The following is a 17,220-nucleotide window of genomic DNA, read 5'->3' on the forward strand; positions in this document are numbered from 1 at the left end:
GGTGCTTTCGACCACTCAGCCATCCCTCCAGTGGCGTGAATAATATAAGGGGGAGAGTGCCTTGTAAACCCTTAATTATCATAATCTTGTTTGGTTGCTTGTTTTCTGGTCATTCGCGGCAATAAAAAAGGGAAGCAGCATGCTTCCCTTTTTTGTTTGGAGACTAATTAGTCATTTTTTGTGTAGAAACGCTGTAGTTCAGTTAGACCTTGCATCAACACAGGTAAGCGAGGGCTTACATTTTTCAGGCGTTGATAATTCTGGTCGTACAATTTGTAGTTTCCAAATTTATCTAGCACCGTTGTTTGCTGATCAGTAACAAGAGCCAATTCACGAGAGTCGCCCGCTAGGATCCATTTTCTCTTACGCTCGTTAAACAGACTACGACCGCTACTGAAATCAGTCGGGTTCGAAGATACACCTAATAACTCTTGCATCAGTGTTACGGACACGTCCAAATGACTCGAACGATGCGTGTATTCAGAAGCAGACTTACCAGGCCAGCTGATAAACAGCGGAACCTGCAACTGGTAGCGACTGTAGTTGGAGTTTGCACCCCAGCTATTGGTCTTGGTTTCATTAAATTCAGTACCGTGGTTCGACGTGATGATAACCACAGTATTGTCTTTAAGATCGAGACGTTCTAATTCTGCATAAATTGTCGCGAGCTGAGCATCGGCCGCTTGAGCTGACTTTTGATAGTCTGCAGCAAAGCGTTCTGCTGTGCTTAATGTAGAGTCAGACTCTGAACTAGAATCGTAGCTAGCGAAGTTATCCAGTGTGGTCAGTTCTATGAAGTTAAACCAAGGGCGTTTAGCTTGCGGTGATTGAATCCAGTTAGACCAAGCTTGTATCGCGCTTTTGTCATCATAAGTTGCTTGCTCTGGCATAACATCACGGCCTCGGAAGATGATTTCCGAGTAAAGAGCATCGTCAAAGTTATCGCCACTGAAAGCCGCAAACTTATAATTGTGATTATCTAAAACATCCAACAGTACTGCACTTGAACCTTGAGCTTCGATGCTGCTTGCGTAGCTGCTCGGAAGGCCGTAGAACAAACCGAAGATACCAAACATATCGTTACTTGAACTGTAGTGGTTGGTAAAGTTGATCGATTGCTGTGCGTAGGCATAGCTGTTTGGCATCGCTGTGGCATTAAGCGCATCAGAGCGAAGGTTGTTCACACTCACCATCAGGATATTAAGATCATCACTGCGGCGGTTGTATTGAATTTTTTCTAGCGGGTAGCTAACTAGGTTTACGCTCTCTTTGTTCGCTTCTAAACGCTCAAGGTACTCTTCACGGTCTAATAGGCCGTGTTTTTCCATAAAGCTTTTCGCAGTCATTGGGTAAGACAGTGGGAAGTTCGCTTTCTGGCTAGTAATTGGGTTATAGAAATACGCATCAGCCCACATGTAGGTCAAGTGGCTGCTGATGAAACACAAGAAGAAGACGGCAGTAATCGGACGGCCAATGTGTTTATGAGACAGTTTACGCTGTTTACGCCACACCCATTCAGATAGGCCGAGCTGTAATAAGAAGATAAACGGCATAACAATGAAGAGGTGCTGCAAATCAGAAGTAAATGCAGATTCCTCTCCACTGAATAAAACCTCCCACACGACAGGTGTCAGGTGGAGGTTTATATTTTGATACGTTTGGGTATCAATCAGTAGGACAGTTAAACCTATGGTCGCGAAGATAACGGCAACCAAACGTAATAACTTCCTCGACGGAAGAATAAAAGTGAGCGGGAACAGCACTAATAGATAGAGCGCGAACACTAAAAAGCCAAAATGACCAACCCAAGATGCAGCCAAATAGAATTGACCCAGCAAGGTTTCTGGCCAAGCAGATTGAGTAATATAACGAGTACCTATCAACATCGCAGCAATGATGTTGAAAAATGCAAACCAGTGACCCCAACCAACCAGTCGAGATACACGATCGCTATAAGAGTTTGCGCTGTCTACCATTTATAATTCTTTTTTCCGTCAATCAAATTTAGTGAGACTGTTTGTCTTCAAGAGAAGAAACCAACGCCTCGGCAAATTTTTCAGCAATTCCTTTGCGTTGTGAAGCAGCAACGTTCTGATTTAAGACATTGGTTGCGATATTTCCAGCGATCATCAGTGAAAGTTCTGGTGAAGCTTTGTGCTTTGTTAGTACAGCACCTACTTCAGCTAGGATTTTTTCAACTTGTTCATCTGTGTATTTAGATATAATCGGCATAAGGACTCTAATAATGATAGTAAAAGCGGCTTATGATAACCTACTATGCACGACAACTGAAACCTGAACGGTAATATTTTCACTATGAGCCTTCACCTTTCCAACGTAATTTTACACCAGTTAAGCAAGAACGATCAGGAAGAACTGATTGTTAACTACCGTGCTGAATCTCTAGAAAACGATGCTTCGTCTGAAAGCCTCGTGGCTGAGCTTCACCGAGTGTTCAACTCAAAAGCAGGTAAAGGGTTTGGTTCTTTCAAATCCGACAGCGAATTCCAGCAGTCGTTGCATGAATTTCGAGCGGGAGAGCAAAGTTTTTATGATTTCTCTCAAAAAAGTGCGCTACGTCTAAAAGATGAACTTTCGAAGTATCCTTTTGCTGATGAAGGCACTTTGGTACTTGCTGAATATCAATCATTGGCGACAGATTACCTTTTCATCGGTTTACTGCCTTCGAACCAAAGTTTGAAAGTGACAGAAGGGCTAGATATCAGTGCGACTGATTACCTTGATATCTCTAAGATGGATATTGTGGCGCGCCTTGATCTTTCAACATACGACACAGACAAAGAGTCAAACCGTTACCTTACATATATTAAGGGCCGTGTTGGCCGTAAAGTTGCTGATTTCTTCTTAGACTTCCTTCAAGCAGAAGTAGGCTTGGATGCTAAGCAACAAAACCAAGTGCTGATGCAAGCGGTAGAAGATTTTGTTTCTGACTCTAAGTTAGAGAAAGAAGAAGCGATCAGCTATAAAAAGCAGGTTGCAGATTACTGTAACGAACAGCTAAAAGCGGGCGATGAAGTGCAAGTTCGCGAACTTTCTGGTGAATTACCAGCAAGCACAGATGGTACTAGCTTCTTTGACTATACTAGTGAGCAAGGCTATGAGTTAGAAGATAGCTTTCCAGCAGATCGTGCAACTATGCGTAAACTAACAAAATTTGTTGGTGCGGGTGGTGGTTTGAATGTTAGTTTTGATAGTCTGCTTCTTGGTGAGCGTATTTTTTACGATCCGGAGACAGATACACTAACGATTAAAGGAACGCCGCCGAATTTGCGTGACCAATTGACTCGCAATAAGTCATAGTCCGAAGTTAACGGATAATAGCGGCAGCGGGATGTTGTCGCTTATTTTCTGCTTTACACTCTCGAAAACTGAAACGGTGTGAGGCTGACATGCACAAGGAATATTGATGGAACAATCAGTGGCAACGCCCCATCGCTTTAAAAAGCCTGCAACTTTCTTGGTTGTACTTCTGGCTCTATGGTTACTTCCTTCGTTGGCCATCCTTCAGCTCAGCCGTTCTTACAATAATTCCCTAGCTCAAATTGAAGAGCTTGGTATTCGTGTTAACGAGTTAAGGCAGTCGCTTTACTTCTCTGAACCGCTCCGAGTCTCTCGTATTAATGACTTAGCCCTTGATGCGCAGTTGGTGTATTCGATTCGATTGCAGATTGAATCGGACTTTGAGCATGCGTTTTTCCGCCCTGACGTCAATCAACTGCTGTATGTCGCAGACCAATTTTTAGAAAAGTTCGATGAATTCATCCCGATAGAAAGCCAAGTGCAGGCGATAGTCGATAACATCAAGGCATTGCGCGCTGACAAGAAGACCTCTTCTAAGTTAAAGCCTCTGTTAAACGAATTTGGCGTCGTGGTGTTTGAAGCCATGTACTCTGACAATCAAAGTTCCTCGGCGACGTATCGTTCTTTTGACTCAATTCTTAAGCGCTCTTATTCGTTAAAAAGCAAAGAACAGGAAGCCATTCAACAGTTACTTGCTGATGCTTCTACGCTGTTAGGTGATTATGCTCAGCTTAATTATTTAGTTGATAAGATTAAGAAAAATTCAGTCAATGAGCAGATCATCAAGCTTGAAGCTCAATTCCATAAGAGTCAGTTCAATTTACTACTCGCAGCCTTAGGTTTGAGTTTGGTTGCTATGATCGCGCTGATTTTATGGGGAGTGAGTTTTAGAAAGAATGCATCACAAGCTGAAGGTGATCCGGACCATGAACTAGAGAGCAACTTAGGAAAACGAGCAAACGGTTCGAACGCCACGGCGAACCAAGTAGAAACGACCGATTCAAAGGACACGTTCTCTGATGCAAAACAGGCTAACCATGATGTTGCCGCAGCACCAGAAAGAGCGCCGTCGATTCAGGATCCAGTAGTGAATGAACCTCAAGCGATATCAACAAATCATCCAGAGCCGGAGGCTCATTTAGCTGAGAGACACATCGCAAGTGTGACGGATTCAAAGCCTGCTATTGATATCGAAGAGATGCTAGAGACTCTGGACGGTGACGCTGAATCTGTGAGCTTGTTGTTAGGCGTGTTTGTGCAAGACCATGCTGATGACTATGCAAAATTCAAATCCTTGCTGACAAAAGATGAGACGTCTGCTGCTCGAATCGTACATAGCTTAAAAGGCGTTGCCGGAAGCATTAAAGCATCGAGATTGGCGATTATTGCCGCCAGTATTGAGATGACAATGAAGCAATCACGAGCGATCAGTGAATACGATCTTGAAGAGTTAGAACAGGCGATCCAGGCTTCGGTCGAATCTGCCATGGCGTATTTAGATCAATCGCACTAATTTTGCGAGAGTTTTGACAATACTCTGACGAAGTGCTCATACAATCCGCGCCATTAGTCTTTGTCAGAGGTGTATATGTTGCGTGTTTCTAGTAAGTGTTTGATGGTGTGGGTACTTAGCATTGTTCTAAGTGGTTGTTCTCTCTTAGAAGTTAAGTTAGATAGCCAAACAACACCACTGACTCAACAAGAGCTGAATGCTCGGATTATGACGCGTGAATACGCTAAAACTTTCTTTACTCGCGTAGAAGATTCGGCTGATTTCATCGCTCAATCTTATCCTGCTGACGATACCCTACATCAATCTTATGTACTACTTTGGAAGATCCACGCAGAGCAGGGACTTCAACAAGCGGCTTACCAAACTTCTCCAATGTCAGCGTTAATTGATTCGTGGGTGTTTACCGCTCAAATGGATCAGTTTTATACGCAAGGCGATGGTGCTGACCTATTCGTAACTGACCATGCAGTAGAAACCGCTCATGATCTTACTCAAGAAGTAGAAAAACTGGCAAAAGGCGTATTGAGTTCTGGTGACTTTAAGAAGAGCCAAGCGTTCGTCGCGCAGTTTGCCGCTAGCCACCCATTTAAAGATCTCACATTCAGAAGTACGCCAGCTTACCGTGATTGGTTAACTTACTTAGGGAAAGACGAATCTCAAATCGTGCAAAATTTGGGAACTATGCCAGAAGCAATGAGTGATGCATCAGACCGTTTAAGCGTAATGGCTGATCAGACGCCAAAGCTAATGTCGTGGAAAGCTGAGTTGGTTGCTTTGAACAGCTCTTTAACGGGTGAAGACCTGTCTAAGACGCTGGAAAGCCTTCGTCAAACATCAGCAAGCATGCAGGACTTCATCGAAAACAATCCTGAGTACATGCAAACGCTGGCTTCTATTATGTCGACAGAAATGCAGCCCTTGCTAAACGACCTCAGCGATAAGACAGACCAAAAATTAGCGATGCTGAGCGATGAACGTGTGGCACTAGAAAAGATGGTGACGCGTGAGAGAGAAGCGCTAGTACAGATGATTGAGAAAGAGCGCATCGAGATTGCAGGTATTGTGACTTCAGAAAGAGAGTTGTTCACTCAAGATCTAGACCGTGTTTCTCAAGAAGTGGTTGTGCTTGCGATTGATAAGCTGATGGATCTAATCAAAAGTGTGATTATCTACTTCATCCTGTTTATCTTAGTGGTGTTCTTTGCACCGTTAGGCATCGGTTATTGGTTGGGTAAACGAACCGCCAACAAATAAGTAAATTACTAATTCAGTAACTAAGTAGATCAAAAAAGAGCGCTCTAGGGCGCTCTTTTTGTATTTAAATGATTAACGTTTTAATGACTTACGCTTGCTGCTTGCTTAACTCTGTCGCTTCTTCAGCTTCAAACGCAGGCGCTGTCGGCTCACACTTATCAACGAACCAACCCATGTAAGACGTCACGATAGTCACGATGATACAGATGAAGCTTAACCACATGAACGGTGCGTAAGACAGCGTAGCAACGCCAAGAATACTCGCCATGTAGATACCGTTATCACTCCAAGGAACCATACCTGACGTTAACGTGCCACCGAACTCAGCGTTACGAGAAAGGTTCTTACGTTTGTAGCCTAAGCGGTCGTAGTTCTTTGCACAGATTTTTGGTGTAAGGATGAGTGATACATACATTGCTGAGCCAAACACGTTACCCATGAAAGCCGTACCAATTGTGCTGGTTGCTAGTGAGCCTGCGCTGTTTACACGACGCTCGAACACTTTAGCAATCGTCTCTAGCACGCCGACTTTATCCAGCAAGCCACCGAAACCTAAACCAAACACGATAACCGCAACCGAACCAAGCATTGAAGACATGCCGCCACGGTTAAGAATTGAATCAATGAACTCCACGCCAGATGAGATAGAGAACGGTGCCCATGCTGTGTTAAATGCAGTCAGGAAGTCGATCTCTTGGATCATCACTGCCCAGATAATACCTAGCAGAGAACCAAAACTGATCACTGGGAATGACGGCATGCGGAAAGCCAATAGGCCAAGCACGATCAATACAGGAACGAATGAGTAAGGCGTAATGTAGAACTGAACTTCCATTGCTTTGATTACAGAGTCAACTTGGCTCATGTCAACGTTACCCGCGTAGTGGAAACCAAACGCGGTAAACATGATGCCCGTAATCACGTAGCTGATTAACGCAACTGGAAGCATGCCCTTGATATGTTCAACCACTTCAACACCAGACATTGAAGAAGCCAGAATCACTGAATCAGAAAGTGGAGACATCTTGTCACCGAAGTAACAGCCCGAAAGTACTGCACCAGCGGTGATTGGTGCTGGAACACCTAGGCCTTGACCAATCCCCATCATCGCAATACCGGCGGTACCAGCAGCTCCCCAAGAGGTGCCTGTTGCCAGAGCGGTTAGAGAACAGATGATCATAGTAGCTAAAAGGAAGATAGAAGGGTGGATAGCTTTCAGACCGTAGTAAATGATAGTGGGTACAATACCGCCCGAGATCCACGTACCAACAAGAGCGCCAACCGCTAAAAGTATTAAAACTGCACCTAAGCCATTAGATATTCCTTTGAGTGCTGCTTTTTCTAAGTCTTTGTATTCGTGGCCAAGGCGAATACCAAGCACCATGATAATGAACCAGCCAATGTACAAGGCAAGTTGGATTGGAAGATCAAGCTTTGCTGTAAAGGAAAAAGCAAGGGATAGAAATAGTCCTAACGCGATGATTACCTGCAATAGATTCGGTAGGCGAGTTTTACTCTGCTTCATATAAGCCTCTGGTTATTTCGAGCATTTATAGTGCTTCGTTATAGTTTGGGGTACGACGTGGACACTACAGTAATTAGATTATTATATCGAAAAAATACACCTAAGTTGTGATATTTGACTATTAAGTCAATGTATAATGGTTGCATTGTCTGAATTTTTGTTAAATTCATGATTGTTGCATGTTGATTTTTGTCGCACGTTGTTTTCGTTGTGTAAAATATTATTCTGATTAACCATTGTTAAATAGTGGTAATTGCTGCTAAGGCTTGGCTCTATTAGGATGGAAATTGGAGCGCTTTTATTGGCCAAACCTTTGATGCTAACCATATTGCGTGCTTTATCAGTGGCAAAAGCGACGAATACGATTAATAGATAACTGCACTATTCATCGCGTTCACTTAAAAGAAACGAAAAAGTTACACTTTTTGCTAAAAAGCACTTGAGTTCTGTTTCTGAAAAACTTATAGATGGGGGAGAGCAATTTTTAATTTATACATGGAGAGTGAGAGATGAGAGTAGGTCTAGTTGGTTGGCGCGGTATGGTTGGTTCTGTACTGATGCAACGTATGGTTGAAGAAAAAGACTTCGACCTGATTGAGCCTGTTTATTACAGCACATCTCAAATCGGTATCCCTGCCCCTGTTTTAGGTGGCAAAGAGGCGGGTCTGCTTCAAGATGCCTTTGATATTGATAGCCTAAAACAACTTGATGCCGTTATTACCTGTCAAGGTGGCGATTACACTTCAAAAGTTTACCCAGCACTGCGTCAAGCAGGTTGGAAAGGTTACTGGATTGATGCAGCTTCTACGCTAAGAATGGATGCTGACTCCATCATCACATTAGATCCAGTTAACTTGGCTCAAATCCAGCAAGGTATCCACGGTGGCACCAATACATTCGTTGGTGGTAACTGTACGGTGAGCTTGATGTTAATGGCATTAGGTGGCCTATATGAAAAAGGCATGATTGAGTGGATGAGTGCCATGACTTACCAAGCCGCTTCTGGTGCTGGTGCTAAGAACATGCGTGAGCTGATTTCTCAAATGGGTGTTATCAACGACAGCGTCAGCTCTGAGCTAGCGAACCCAGCAAGTTCAATTCTTGATATCGATAAGAAAGTTGCAGACACGATCCGTTCTTCTTCATTCCCAACAGACCAATTCGGTGCTCCTCTTGCTGGTTCATTGATTCCTTGGATCGATGTGAAGCGTGAAAACGGTCAAAGCAAAGAAGAGTGGAAAGCGGGCGTTGAAGCGAACAAGATTCTTGGCCTAGATGGTCAGCCAATTCCTATCGATGGTACTTGTGTTCGAATCGGTGCAATGCGTTGTCATGCTCAAGCACTCACTATTAAGCTTAAGCAAGACGTTCCAATGGACGAAATCGAAGAGATCATCGCGACTCACAATGATTGGGTTAAAGTGGTTCCTAATGACCGTGACATTACTGCTCAAGAGCTGACACCAGCGAAAGTAACAGGCACAATGTCTGTACCAGTCGGTCGTCTACGTAAGATGTCTATGGGTAACGACTTCCTAAACGCGTTTACTGTTGGTGACCAATTACTTTGGGGTGCTGCAGAGCCACTACGTCGTACATTACGCATTATCCTTGCTGAGAAAGCGTAATCGAAAGCTCTTTCTATTCAGAAGTTAAAGCAGGCGCCACTCTTTGTGAATGCTTAGCTTCGTGAGAGACAAAGGCCGGTGTTAATACATCGGCTTTTTTGATCGCGGAAGGTTGATTAATTTCACTCGCGACTTCACTTAAATCTTCTCATTGGAATGAGACAAGGAAGAGATCCCCAACTCGTTCGTTCCTCACTCTTGAGGATGACGTTTTTCTCCTAACTTAAATTGCGTCATTCCCGATAGCGACGAAGGAGCGTAGTCGGGAATCTCGTTTTGGCTCAGTGAACCAACATCAAAAAAGGTGACGATAAACGCCACCCTTTTAGTATTTTTGTGTCACATACTCAAATCACGAAACTGCTCTTAAATCTTTTTCGCATCTCGCCACTCGAATCCTGCATCTGCTTTTATTTCTCTTCAGACACGACACGCTTATCTGGATCGGCCAGTTCACTCGCACAGTGCTTGCAATACATTGCATCCGAATCATGGCCAGCGCGGTTGCAGTTAGGGCACTTAACCAACTCTTTGTGAGAGTTCATTTCATTGCTCAGTTCTGCCGTAATAATACCTGTTGGCACCGCTAAGATGGAGTAACCCAACAACATGGTAAGCGAAGCGATCGCTTTACCCAGAGCGGTTTGAGGGATCATGTCACCGTAGCCGACCGTAGTAATGGTCACGATTGCCCAATAAATGCTGTGGGGAATACTCGTGAAGCCGTTTTCTGGGCCTTCAATAACAAAGATCAGAGCGCCAAAGATAACGACCAAGATACCGACAGTACTAAAGAAGATGAGGATTTTGCGTCTTGCCATTAATAGTGAACGCAGCAAGATATTGGAATCTTGTAAGTAGCGAACCAATTTTAGGATGCGGAAGATACGCATGACACGAAGCAGTCTCACCACGCCCATAAACGAAGCGCCAGGGAAGATGATCGCAAGGTAGGTTGGAAGAATCGCTAATAGATCAACAACACCGTAAAAGCTGGTGGCGTAGGATTTGGGTTTTGGAGAGCAATAGAGCCTCAACAAATACTCAACAGTGAAGAGGGCTGTAAAAGTGTATTCGATATAACGCAGCTGTTGTGACCATTCGGTCATGACATTTGGGATGGACTCTAGAATAAGTACCAACAGCGAAGCCAAGATTGCAACGATCAGTGATATATCAAATGCACGGCCGGCCGGCGTGTGAGTACCAAAGATAATGACGTATAAATGATGCTTGAGTGGCTTGCGTGACATAAGGAGAAGTTCATCTTCTGTTATTAAAGGCATTAACAGTCATTATACAAGCTTGATAATAACGAGGCGAGTGAAAGCCTATTTGCTTTACTCGCCTCACAATAATCAGTTTTAGTTTCACTTTTTTAATGGGCTAAATACCCCTGGGTCTTATGCCAAGCCAGGGAACAAGTTGCGAAGCCCGTTAGCTATAAATTCGATACCTAGTGCACCAAGAATCAAGCCCATGATACGCGTGATAACGTTGATCCCAGTTTGACCTAGAAAGCGAACGATAACCGGCGCTGAACGGAACAGAAGCCAAGAGCACGTTGCGAAAGCGATGATGCTAATGCCAATGCCTACCGTATCGATTGCGGCTGGATAACGAGAGCCGTAGACAATCGTTGAACTAATGGCACCCGGGCCTGCCATTAATGGCATCGCCAAAGGAACAACACCGATTTGTTCTTTACTAACGTACTCAGACTTCTCTTGCTTGTTCTGCTTATCTTCACCAAGTTTACCGCTCATCATCGAAAACGCGATGCTCAGTAATAGCAATCCACCTGCAACACGAAACGAATCTAGCGAAATGCTAAACATGTCGAGAAGCAATTGTCCTGCAACTAGAGAAACAATCAATATAACGGCAACAGCAATGTTGGCTTGTAATGCGGTCCTGTTCCTCTCTTCTGGCGGCATATGGGCCGTAAGAGAAACAAAGACAGGCATGATGCCGATAGGGTTTACGGCAGCAACAAGCCCAAGGAAGAATTGCATAAAGATTGCGATTTCTAAACCTTGCATGTGGGTGATCTCCAAATAGCGTACTTAAGGAAGAGGGGTTGATCTGTCAATAGTCAGAGCGCGTAATGTAAGTGACAAATCTAAATTGCACGAATGAAAAAAACTAACCTGAAATAGGGTCTTTTTTATAGAAAAACTAATTGAATCCAAATGCTGACTTCCGTCATGTTACGAGCTGATTATTGGTGTTTCATGTTGTAATTATTTTTTGATCAATTGTTAACCTACGCACGCTTTTAATAAAAATTATGTCTAAATCTAGCCCGTTGCAACGGTATGGATATACTCTCAGTAGCACGAATATAGCTGTATACATGTAATTTAACGGACTAAAAATGAAACTTTTTTACAGTTTATGACGCTATGTATAAAAAAGCTGTCTGTTTGCTTGTTTTTTGTCCGAACGAAAAGTGTGATTTTAATCTATATAAATCATGCTCTTAAGTTGATTTTTGCGATTGCCTTACTACTTTCTGGTTAATTCTTTTTGGCTAACTGATCTGGGTCAATTTTTTTCACACTGTGAAATAATATACTCAGTCCTGAAAGCAATTTACTAAGAACGCTGATGTTTAAGGTTAAAGGCAAGCAGCGAATTTAATAAAAAGTTTTTAATATTTATTATTTTAGGAGATCCACCATGCCTGTAACTAACTTAGCTGAACTAGATGCTCTGGTAGCACGCGTTAAAGCAGCACAAGAAGAATTCTCAACATTCTCTCAAGAGAAAGTTGACGCAATCTTCCGTGCAGCATCTCTTGCGGCTAACCATGCTCGTATCCCACTAGCACAACAAGCAGTTGCTGAATCTGGAATGGGTATTGTTGAAGATAAGGTTATCAAAAACCACTTTGCATCTGAATTTATCTACAACAAATACAAAGACGAAAAAACATGTGGCATCTTAGAAGAAGATGACAACCTAGGCACGATGACTATCGCTGAGCCTGTAGGTATCATCTGTGGTATCGTTCCAACAACGAACCCAACTTCTACAGCAATCTTCAAATCTCTAATCTCTCTTAAGACACGTAACGGCATCATCTTCTCGCCACACCCACGTGCAAAGAACTCAACTAACGACGCTGCTAAACTTGTTTTAGACGCTGCTGTTAAAGCGGGCGCACCAAAAGACATCATCGGTTGGATCGACCAACCATCTGTAGAGCTTTCTAACGCGCTTATGAAGCACGACGGTATCGCGCTTATCCTAGCTACTGGTGGTCCAGGCATGGTTAAAGCAGCATACTCTTCAGGTAAGCCTGCTATCGGTGTTGGTGCTGGTAACGTTCCAGTAGTTATCGATGACACAGCAGACGTTAAACGTGCTGTAGCATCTATTCTGATGTCTAAAACATTCGATAACGGCGTAGTATGTGCTTCTGAGCAAGCTGTCATCGTAATGGACGAAGTATACGACGAAGTGAAAGAGCGTTTCGCATCTCACAAAGGTCACGTACTAAGCAAAGCTGACGCAGATAAAGTTCGTAAAGTTCTACTTATCGACGGCAACCTAAACGCAAAAATCGTTGGTCAACCTGCAACTGCAATCGCTGAAATGGCGGGTGTTAAAGTTCCAGCTGATACTAAGATTCTTGTTGGTGAAGGCCTTGGCGAAGTATCTTACGACGACGAATTCGCTCATGAGAAACTGTCTCCAACTCTAGGTATGTTCCGTGCGTCTTCTTTCGAGAACGCAGTTGCTCAAGCAGTAACAATGGTTGAAATTGGTGGTATCGGTCATACATCTGGTCTTTACACTAACCAAGATGTTAACGCAGACCGCATCCGTTACTTCGGTGACAAGATGAAAACGGCTCGTATCCTAATCAACATTCCGACTACTCACGGTGGTATCGGTGACCTGTACAACTTCAACGTTGCACCGTCTCTAACTCTTGGTTGTGGCTCTTGGGGTGGTAACTCTATCTCTGAGAACGTAGGTCCTAAGCACCTTATCAACAAGAAAACTGTAGCGAAGCGAGCTGAAAATATGTTGTGGCACAAACTACCTAAGTCTATCTACTTCCGTCGTGGTAGCCTTCCAATCGCTCTTGGCGACCTAGAAGGTAAGAAACGCGCATTCCTAGTAACTGACCGTTTCCTATTCAACAACGGTTACGCTGATGACGTAGTTAGCTTGCTTAAAGCACAAGGTATTGAAGTTCAAACATTCTTCGATGTAGAAGCGGATCCAACACTATCTGTAGTTGAGAAAGGCGCTGAAGCAATGAAGAGCTTCCAACCTGACGTAATCCTTGCTCTAGGTGGCGGTTCTCCAATGGATGCTGCTAAGATCATGTGGGTTATGTACGAGCACCCAGAGACTCACTTCGAAGAACTAGCAATGCGCTTTATGGATATCCGTAAACGTATCTACAAGTTCCCTAAAATGGGTCAAAAAGCTGAGCTTGTATGTATCACTACAACTTCAGGTACAGGTTCAGAGGTTACTCCATTCGCTGTTGTTACAGACGACAAGACTGGTGCTAAGTACCCACTAGCTGACTATGAAATCACGCCAAACATGGCTATCGTTGATGCGAACCTAGTAATGAACATGCCTAAGTCTCTAACAGCGTTCGGTGGTTACGATGCAGTAACTCACGCTCTTGAAGCTTACGTATCTGTTCTAGCGAACGAATACTCAGATGGCCAAGCTCTACAAGCTCTTAAGATGCTTAAAGAGTACCTACCATCAAGCTACAAAAACGGTGCAGCAGACCCAATCGCTCGTGAAAAAGTACACAACGCAGCAACTATCGCTGGTGTAGCATTTGCGAACGCATTCCTAGGTGTGTGTCACTCAATGGCTCACAAAATTGGTGCTGAGTTCCACCTACCACACGGCCTTGCTAACGCGCTGCTTATCTCAAACGTTGTACGTTACAACGCGAACGATAACCCAACTAAGCAAACTGCATTCTCTCAGTACGACCGTCCACAAGCACGTCGTCGTTACGCTGAAGTTGCTGACCACCTAGGCCTAAGCCAAGTTGGTGACCGTACTGCTCAGAAGATTGAACGTCTACTGACTTGGTTAGAAGAGCTTAAAGTTGACCTAGACATCCCACTGTCTATCCAAGCTGCGGGTGTTAACGAGTCTGACTTCGTTGCGAAACTAGACGAGCTAGCGGTTGAAGCGTTCGATGACCAGTGTACAGGTGCAAACCCACGTTACCCTCTAATCACTGAGCTAAAAGAAGTTCTAACAACGTCGTACTTCGGTACTCCTTACGTTGAAGGTGAAACTTTCGAAGGCACAACAGTAATTTTGAAGAAAGCTGACCAAAAGCCAGCTGAAGCAAAATCAGCGCCAAAAGCTAAAAAAGAAAAAGCTAACGCATAATAAGTGAGCATTAGTTTTGAGATAAGTTTTCGCTAGCACGAACCTTATCTAATCGGGAAAAGAACAAAGCCCCAGTCGAGAGACTGGGGCTTTTTTTATGTTTGTTACTGGACAGATATCGTAAGTTGTCGAAGGTAAATGTTTTTGTTCAACGTTTTCTTGATGAGTAGGAACCAGAGTGCCGAAACTTGCCATGGACAACGATCGTTAAAGGGATTCTCTAAACTTCTGCGGCAACCACACGCCCACTAAAGTAATCATTAGAGACGATGTATTCGGTTGTTCTGGTTAGCTCGTCTTGCAGTTGCGCCCAGTGACATCGATTGAGCTTGCCATCTGAATTGTGAACCGCGGGGACAACGCCGCCGACTCGTATACCAAATGGAGTCAGTTCCTTAGCCCAACTGTGGGTAAAGCCGGTAATCATCGAGTTTGCGCTCTCTAGGCCGGATACATCATGAAAGTCATCATGAGATATCACATTCACAATCACGCCTTCTTTCTCCTCCTCTCGCAAGCGCTCAGCACTGATTTGACCAAAGGCGAATAGAGTAGAAGCCATAGAAGATAAGTCATTAATAAAGCGACTCACCGGCTGATCACCAATAAGGCTAGGCATAGGTGAGCTGATCCAGTTATTAACTAGCACATCTGGAGTGGTGTTGAACGTGTTTTGAATAAAATCGAATACGTTAAGGATCGCCTGGTTACCGTTGTTTTTAAGCGTGTAGCTGTAAACAGAATCAGAAAAGCGAGCACATTGTACATAGGTAGCCTGAAGTGCTTCAGGATCGTTGTCGCACAGGATGACGGTTGCTCCAAGGTTTACAAAGTGGTTCGCAATCGTCCCTCCCAGTCGCGAGCCGGCAGATGTTACCAATATGATTGAGCTTTTTATTTCCATCCCAGTACCTAAACAAATCGTCCGTGTCCGATAAGAATGGGTCAAATTTCATACAATGGGTGTGAATTGGTTCAAACTAAGGTACGCCAATTAATAAGTTTCTATGAACTTAGTGGCACGTCACATTTTGTAGTAACTTCAAGCGTTAACCGACATTTGGTGTTTTTAGGTTGCCTAAGACTAGTGGTTCATATCACTCGTATGAATGGTTTGAAGTGTGCGAGTTAATCGAAGAATCGCTGTGAATGGAAAGCGAAAAAGAGGAAAGGTAGGTGACCGCTATACTTGAGCTTGAATTTGATACTGACGTTGCGCAGTTGTTAGCTCGTTATAGAGCGTGGCATGTGGCAAATCAGGTAAATGCTTGTTTGCGAGTCTGCGTCGGTCATGACCAGAAAGGTTTTGGTAAACCTCTTCGGGTAAGTCGGCCGTATCTTCAGGCATGAAAGCAAGGGCTTCAGGTTTCAAGTAATGGCTGAGCTTTGCACTGGCAAGGCTTGCTTGATGAAAATGATTCGATTGCTGAGCCGAAATTTCATAAGACGATTGGTCTGAGCGCAAAGGTTGTGGATCTGCTACGCCGAAGTGTTTACGCAGGCGATCTTCATTCGTCTCGCTAACTTCAATGGTGTCGATGGGTGTGCAATCACGAACATCATTAGAAAACATAGATAGCAGCAACGCGAAATCTGCACGGCGACCTTGCTCAACCGCTTGGCTGATCCCGATACCGAACTTCAGTTCGTTGATGATTCCTGCTTTGTCTAAAGTATGTATTTGCATGTTGCCTCTCATTCGATACACCTTTAACGGCATGGAGTCGGCAAACTTTAGTGTTTAATTACAGGCAAATAGCCAATTGATGAAGAGCGGGTAGGAGTGGTTGATGTTGGTTGCAAAGTAGGCGTAATTAACCCGTTCAACCTTCTATTTTCAATCTGGGTAAATGACCGATACAAAAAAGCTCACGCCGAGGCATGAGCTTTCAATAGATAACTCGCTATAAATAGCGCAGCATAAGTAATAAATTACTTAGCTAGGTTCTCTTCTACGAAAGACCAGTTTACTAGGTTCCAGAATGCAGCCATGTAGTCAGGGCGAACATTGCGGAAATCGATGTAGTAAGCGTGTTCCCATAGGTCAACAGTTAGAAGTGGAGTAACACCTTCTTCTGTTAGAGGAGTAGCAGCGTTAGAAGTGTTAACGATGTCTAGAGAACCGTCAGCTTTCTTAACTAACCAAGTCCAAGAAGAACCGAAGTTGTTGATTGCTGAATCAGTGAATTTCGCTTTGAATTCTTCGAAAGAACCGAATGCAGCGTTGATCGCTTCTGCAACAGCGCCAGTTGGTTCGCCGCCTGCTTTAGGAGCAAGACAGTGCCAGTAGAACGTGTGGTTCCAGATTTGAGCAGCGTTATTGAAAACACCACCAGTAGAAGTCTTAACGATCTCTTCTAGTGTTTTGCCTTCAAACTCAGTACCTGGGATAAGACCGTTTAGCTTAACAACGTAAGTGTTGTGGTGCTTACCGTGGTGGAAATCTAGCGTTTCTGCTGAGATGTGTGGTTCTAGCGCGTCTTTCGCGTAAGGAAGAGCCGGTAGTTCAAATGCCATTGCTCAATTCTCCATTGATATGAAAGAGTTAACTCTTTCGATTGCTTCCAGTGATATTATTATTCATGGTT

13 protein-coding genes are annotated in these 17,220 nt (G+C 43.8%); 5 read left to right on the plus strand and 8 right to left on the minus strand.

Going from position 1 to position 17,220, the window contains the following annotated elements; all coding sequences use genetic code 11:
• Positions 1–167: 167 nt before the first annotated feature.
• The gene (locus OW495_RS22555; RefSeq protein ID WP_289888463.1) at positions 168–1,976 is read right to left on the minus strand and encodes a DUF3413 domain-containing protein; all 1,809 of its coding nucleotides are present in this window, start codon (positions 1,974–1,976) and stop codon (positions 168–170) included.
• Between the two features lie 28 nt (positions 1,977–2,004).
• Positions 2,005–2,232, minus strand: coding sequence for a YejL family protein (locus OW495_RS22560; protein ID WP_017107358.1), 228 nt, complete (start codon positions 2,230–2,232; stop codon positions 2,005–2,007).
• A gap of 84 nt (positions 2,233–2,316) precedes the next feature.
• On the opposite strand from OW495_RS22560, the gene yejK reads away from it, so the two are divergent.
• From yejK to OW495_RS22575, 3 genes are all read left to right on the plus strand, one after another.
• Positions 2,317–3,321, plus strand: coding sequence for a nucleoid-associated protein YejK (yejK, locus tag OW495_RS22565; RefSeq protein WP_017111125.1), 1,005 nt, complete (start codon positions 2,317–2,319; stop codon positions 3,319–3,321).
• A gap of 106 nt (positions 3,322–3,427) precedes the next feature.
• Positions 3,428–4,834 carry an Hpt domain-containing protein gene (locus OW495_RS22570; protein ID WP_289888466.1) on the plus strand — a complete coding sequence of 469 codons (1,407 nt, stop codon included), beginning with the start codon at positions 3,428–3,430 and terminating at the stop codon, positions 4,832–4,834.
• 75 nt (positions 4,835–4,909) lie between these two features.
• Entirely contained in the window at positions 4,910–6,088 is a 1,179-nt protein-coding gene (locus tag OW495_RS22575; RefSeq protein WP_076669013.1) for a chemotaxis protein, read from the plus strand.
• 88 nt (positions 6,089–6,176) lie between these two features.
• Here the strand turns inward: OW495_RS22575 and nhaC are convergent, their stop codons facing one another.
• Positions 6,177–7,613, minus strand: a complete 1,437-nt coding sequence (gene nhaC / locus OW495_RS22580) for a Na+/H+ antiporter NhaC (RefSeq protein ID WP_017107354.1) — start codon at positions 7,611–7,613, stop codon at positions 6,177–6,179.
• Between the two features lie 509 nt (positions 7,614–8,122).
• Between nhaC and asd the strand changes: the two genes are divergently transcribed.
• Positions 8,123–9,241 carry an aspartate-semialdehyde dehydrogenase gene (asd, locus tag OW495_RS22585; RefSeq protein WP_017107353.1) on the plus strand — a complete coding sequence of 373 codons (1,119 nt, stop codon included), beginning with the start codon at positions 8,123–8,125 and terminating at the stop codon, positions 9,239–9,241.
• Positions 9,242–9,651: 410 nt separating this feature from the next.
• Here the strand turns inward: asd and OW495_RS22590 are convergent, their stop codons facing one another.
• Both OW495_RS22590 and OW495_RS22595 read right to left on the minus strand, forming a co-directional pair.
• Positions 9,652–10,494, minus strand: coding sequence for an ion transporter (locus OW495_RS22590; protein ID WP_065110991.1), 843 nt, complete (start codon positions 10,492–10,494; stop codon positions 9,652–9,654).
• A 150-nt stretch (positions 10,495–10,644) separates the two neighbouring features.
• Positions 10,645–11,283, minus strand: coding sequence for a YchE family NAAT transporter (locus OW495_RS22595; protein WP_017105553.1), 639 nt, complete (start codon positions 11,281–11,283; stop codon positions 10,645–10,647).
• Positions 11,284–11,923: 640 nt separating this feature from the next.
• Here OW495_RS22595 and adhE point away from each other — a divergent pair.
• Positions 11,924–14,632 (plus strand): bifunctional acetaldehyde-CoA/alcohol dehydrogenase, encoded by a 2,709-nt coding sequence (gene adhE, locus OW495_RS22600; protein WP_017105552.1) that lies wholly within the window; start codon positions 11,924–11,926, stop codon positions 14,630–14,632.
• Positions 14,633–14,852: 220 nt separating this feature from the next.
• Here the strand turns inward: adhE and OW495_RS22605 are convergent, their stop codons facing one another.
• The 3 genes from OW495_RS22605 to sodB form a co-directional block, all read right to left on the minus strand.
• Complete coding sequence (locus OW495_RS22605; protein ID WP_102306570.1) at positions 14,853–15,536, minus strand: SDR family oxidoreductase; 684 nt, start codon at positions 15,534–15,536, stop codon at positions 14,853–14,855.
• A 279-nt stretch (positions 15,537–15,815) separates the two neighbouring features.
• The gene (locus OW495_RS22610; RefSeq protein ID WP_276327539.1) at positions 15,816–16,319 is read right to left on the minus strand and encodes a VC2046/SO_2500 family protein; all 504 of its coding nucleotides are present in this window, start codon (positions 16,317–16,319) and stop codon (positions 15,816–15,818) included.
• A 245-nt stretch (positions 16,320–16,564) separates the two neighbouring features.
• Complete coding sequence (gene sodB, locus OW495_RS22615) at positions 16,565–17,149, minus strand: superoxide dismutase [Fe] (protein WP_004734050.1); 585 nt, start codon at positions 17,147–17,149, stop codon at positions 16,565–16,567.
• Positions 17,150–17,220 lie beyond the last annotated feature (71 nt).

The organism is Vibrio sp. 14N.309.X.WAT.E.F5 (genome assembly GCF_030397615.1).
Taxonomy (GTDB): Bacteria; Pseudomonadota; Gammaproteobacteria; order Enterobacterales; family Vibrionaceae; genus Vibrio; species Vibrio lentus.

Excerpts from the sequence above, each read along its gene's own strand:
- sodB (WP_004734050.1), bottom strand. The coding sequence starts at position 17,149 with ATGGCATTTGAACTACCGGCTCTTCCTTACGCGAAAGACGCGCTAGAA.
- asd (WP_017107353.1), top strand. The coding sequence starts at position 8,123 with ATGAGAGTAGGTCTAGTTGGTTGGCGCGGTATGGTTGGTTCTGTACTG.
- OW495_RS22610 (WP_276327539.1), bottom strand. The coding sequence starts at position 16,319 with ATGCAAATACATACTTTAGACAAAGCAGGAATCATCAACGAACTGAAG.
- OW495_RS22605 (WP_102306570.1), bottom strand. The coding sequence starts at position 15,536 with ATGGAAATAAAAAGCTCAATCATATTGGTAACATCTGCCGGCTCGCGA.
- OW495_RS22560 (WP_017107358.1), bottom strand. The coding sequence starts at position 2,232 with ATGCCGATTATATCTAAATACACAGATGAACAAGTTGAAAAAATCCTA.
- OW495_RS22595 (WP_017105553.1), bottom strand. The coding sequence starts at position 11,283 with ATGCAAGGTTTAGAAATCGCAATCTTTATGCAATTCTTCCTTGGGCTT.
- adhE (WP_017105552.1), top strand. The coding sequence starts at position 11,924 with ATGCCTGTAACTAACTTAGCTGAACTAGATGCTCTGGTAGCACGCGTT.
- yejK (WP_017111125.1), top strand. The coding sequence starts at position 2,317 with ATGAGCCTTCACCTTTCCAACGTAATTTTACACCAGTTAAGCAAGAAC.
- nhaC (WP_017107354.1), bottom strand. The coding sequence starts at position 7,613 with ATGAAGCAGAGTAAAACTCGCCTACCGAATCTATTGCAGGTAATCATC.
- OW495_RS22590 (WP_065110991.1), bottom strand. The coding sequence starts at position 10,494 with ATGTCACGCAAGCCACTCAAGCATCATTTATACGTCATTATCTTTGGT.
- OW495_RS22570 (WP_289888466.1), top strand. The coding sequence starts at position 3,428 with ATGGAACAATCAGTGGCAACGCCCCATCGCTTTAAAAAGCCTGCAACT.
- OW495_RS22575 (WP_076669013.1), top strand. The coding sequence starts at position 4,910 with ATGTTGCGTGTTTCTAGTAAGTGTTTGATGGTGTGGGTACTTAGCATT.
- OW495_RS22555 (WP_289888463.1), bottom strand. The coding sequence starts at position 1,976 with ATGGTAGACAGCGCAAACTCTTATAGCGATCGTGTATCTCGACTGGTT.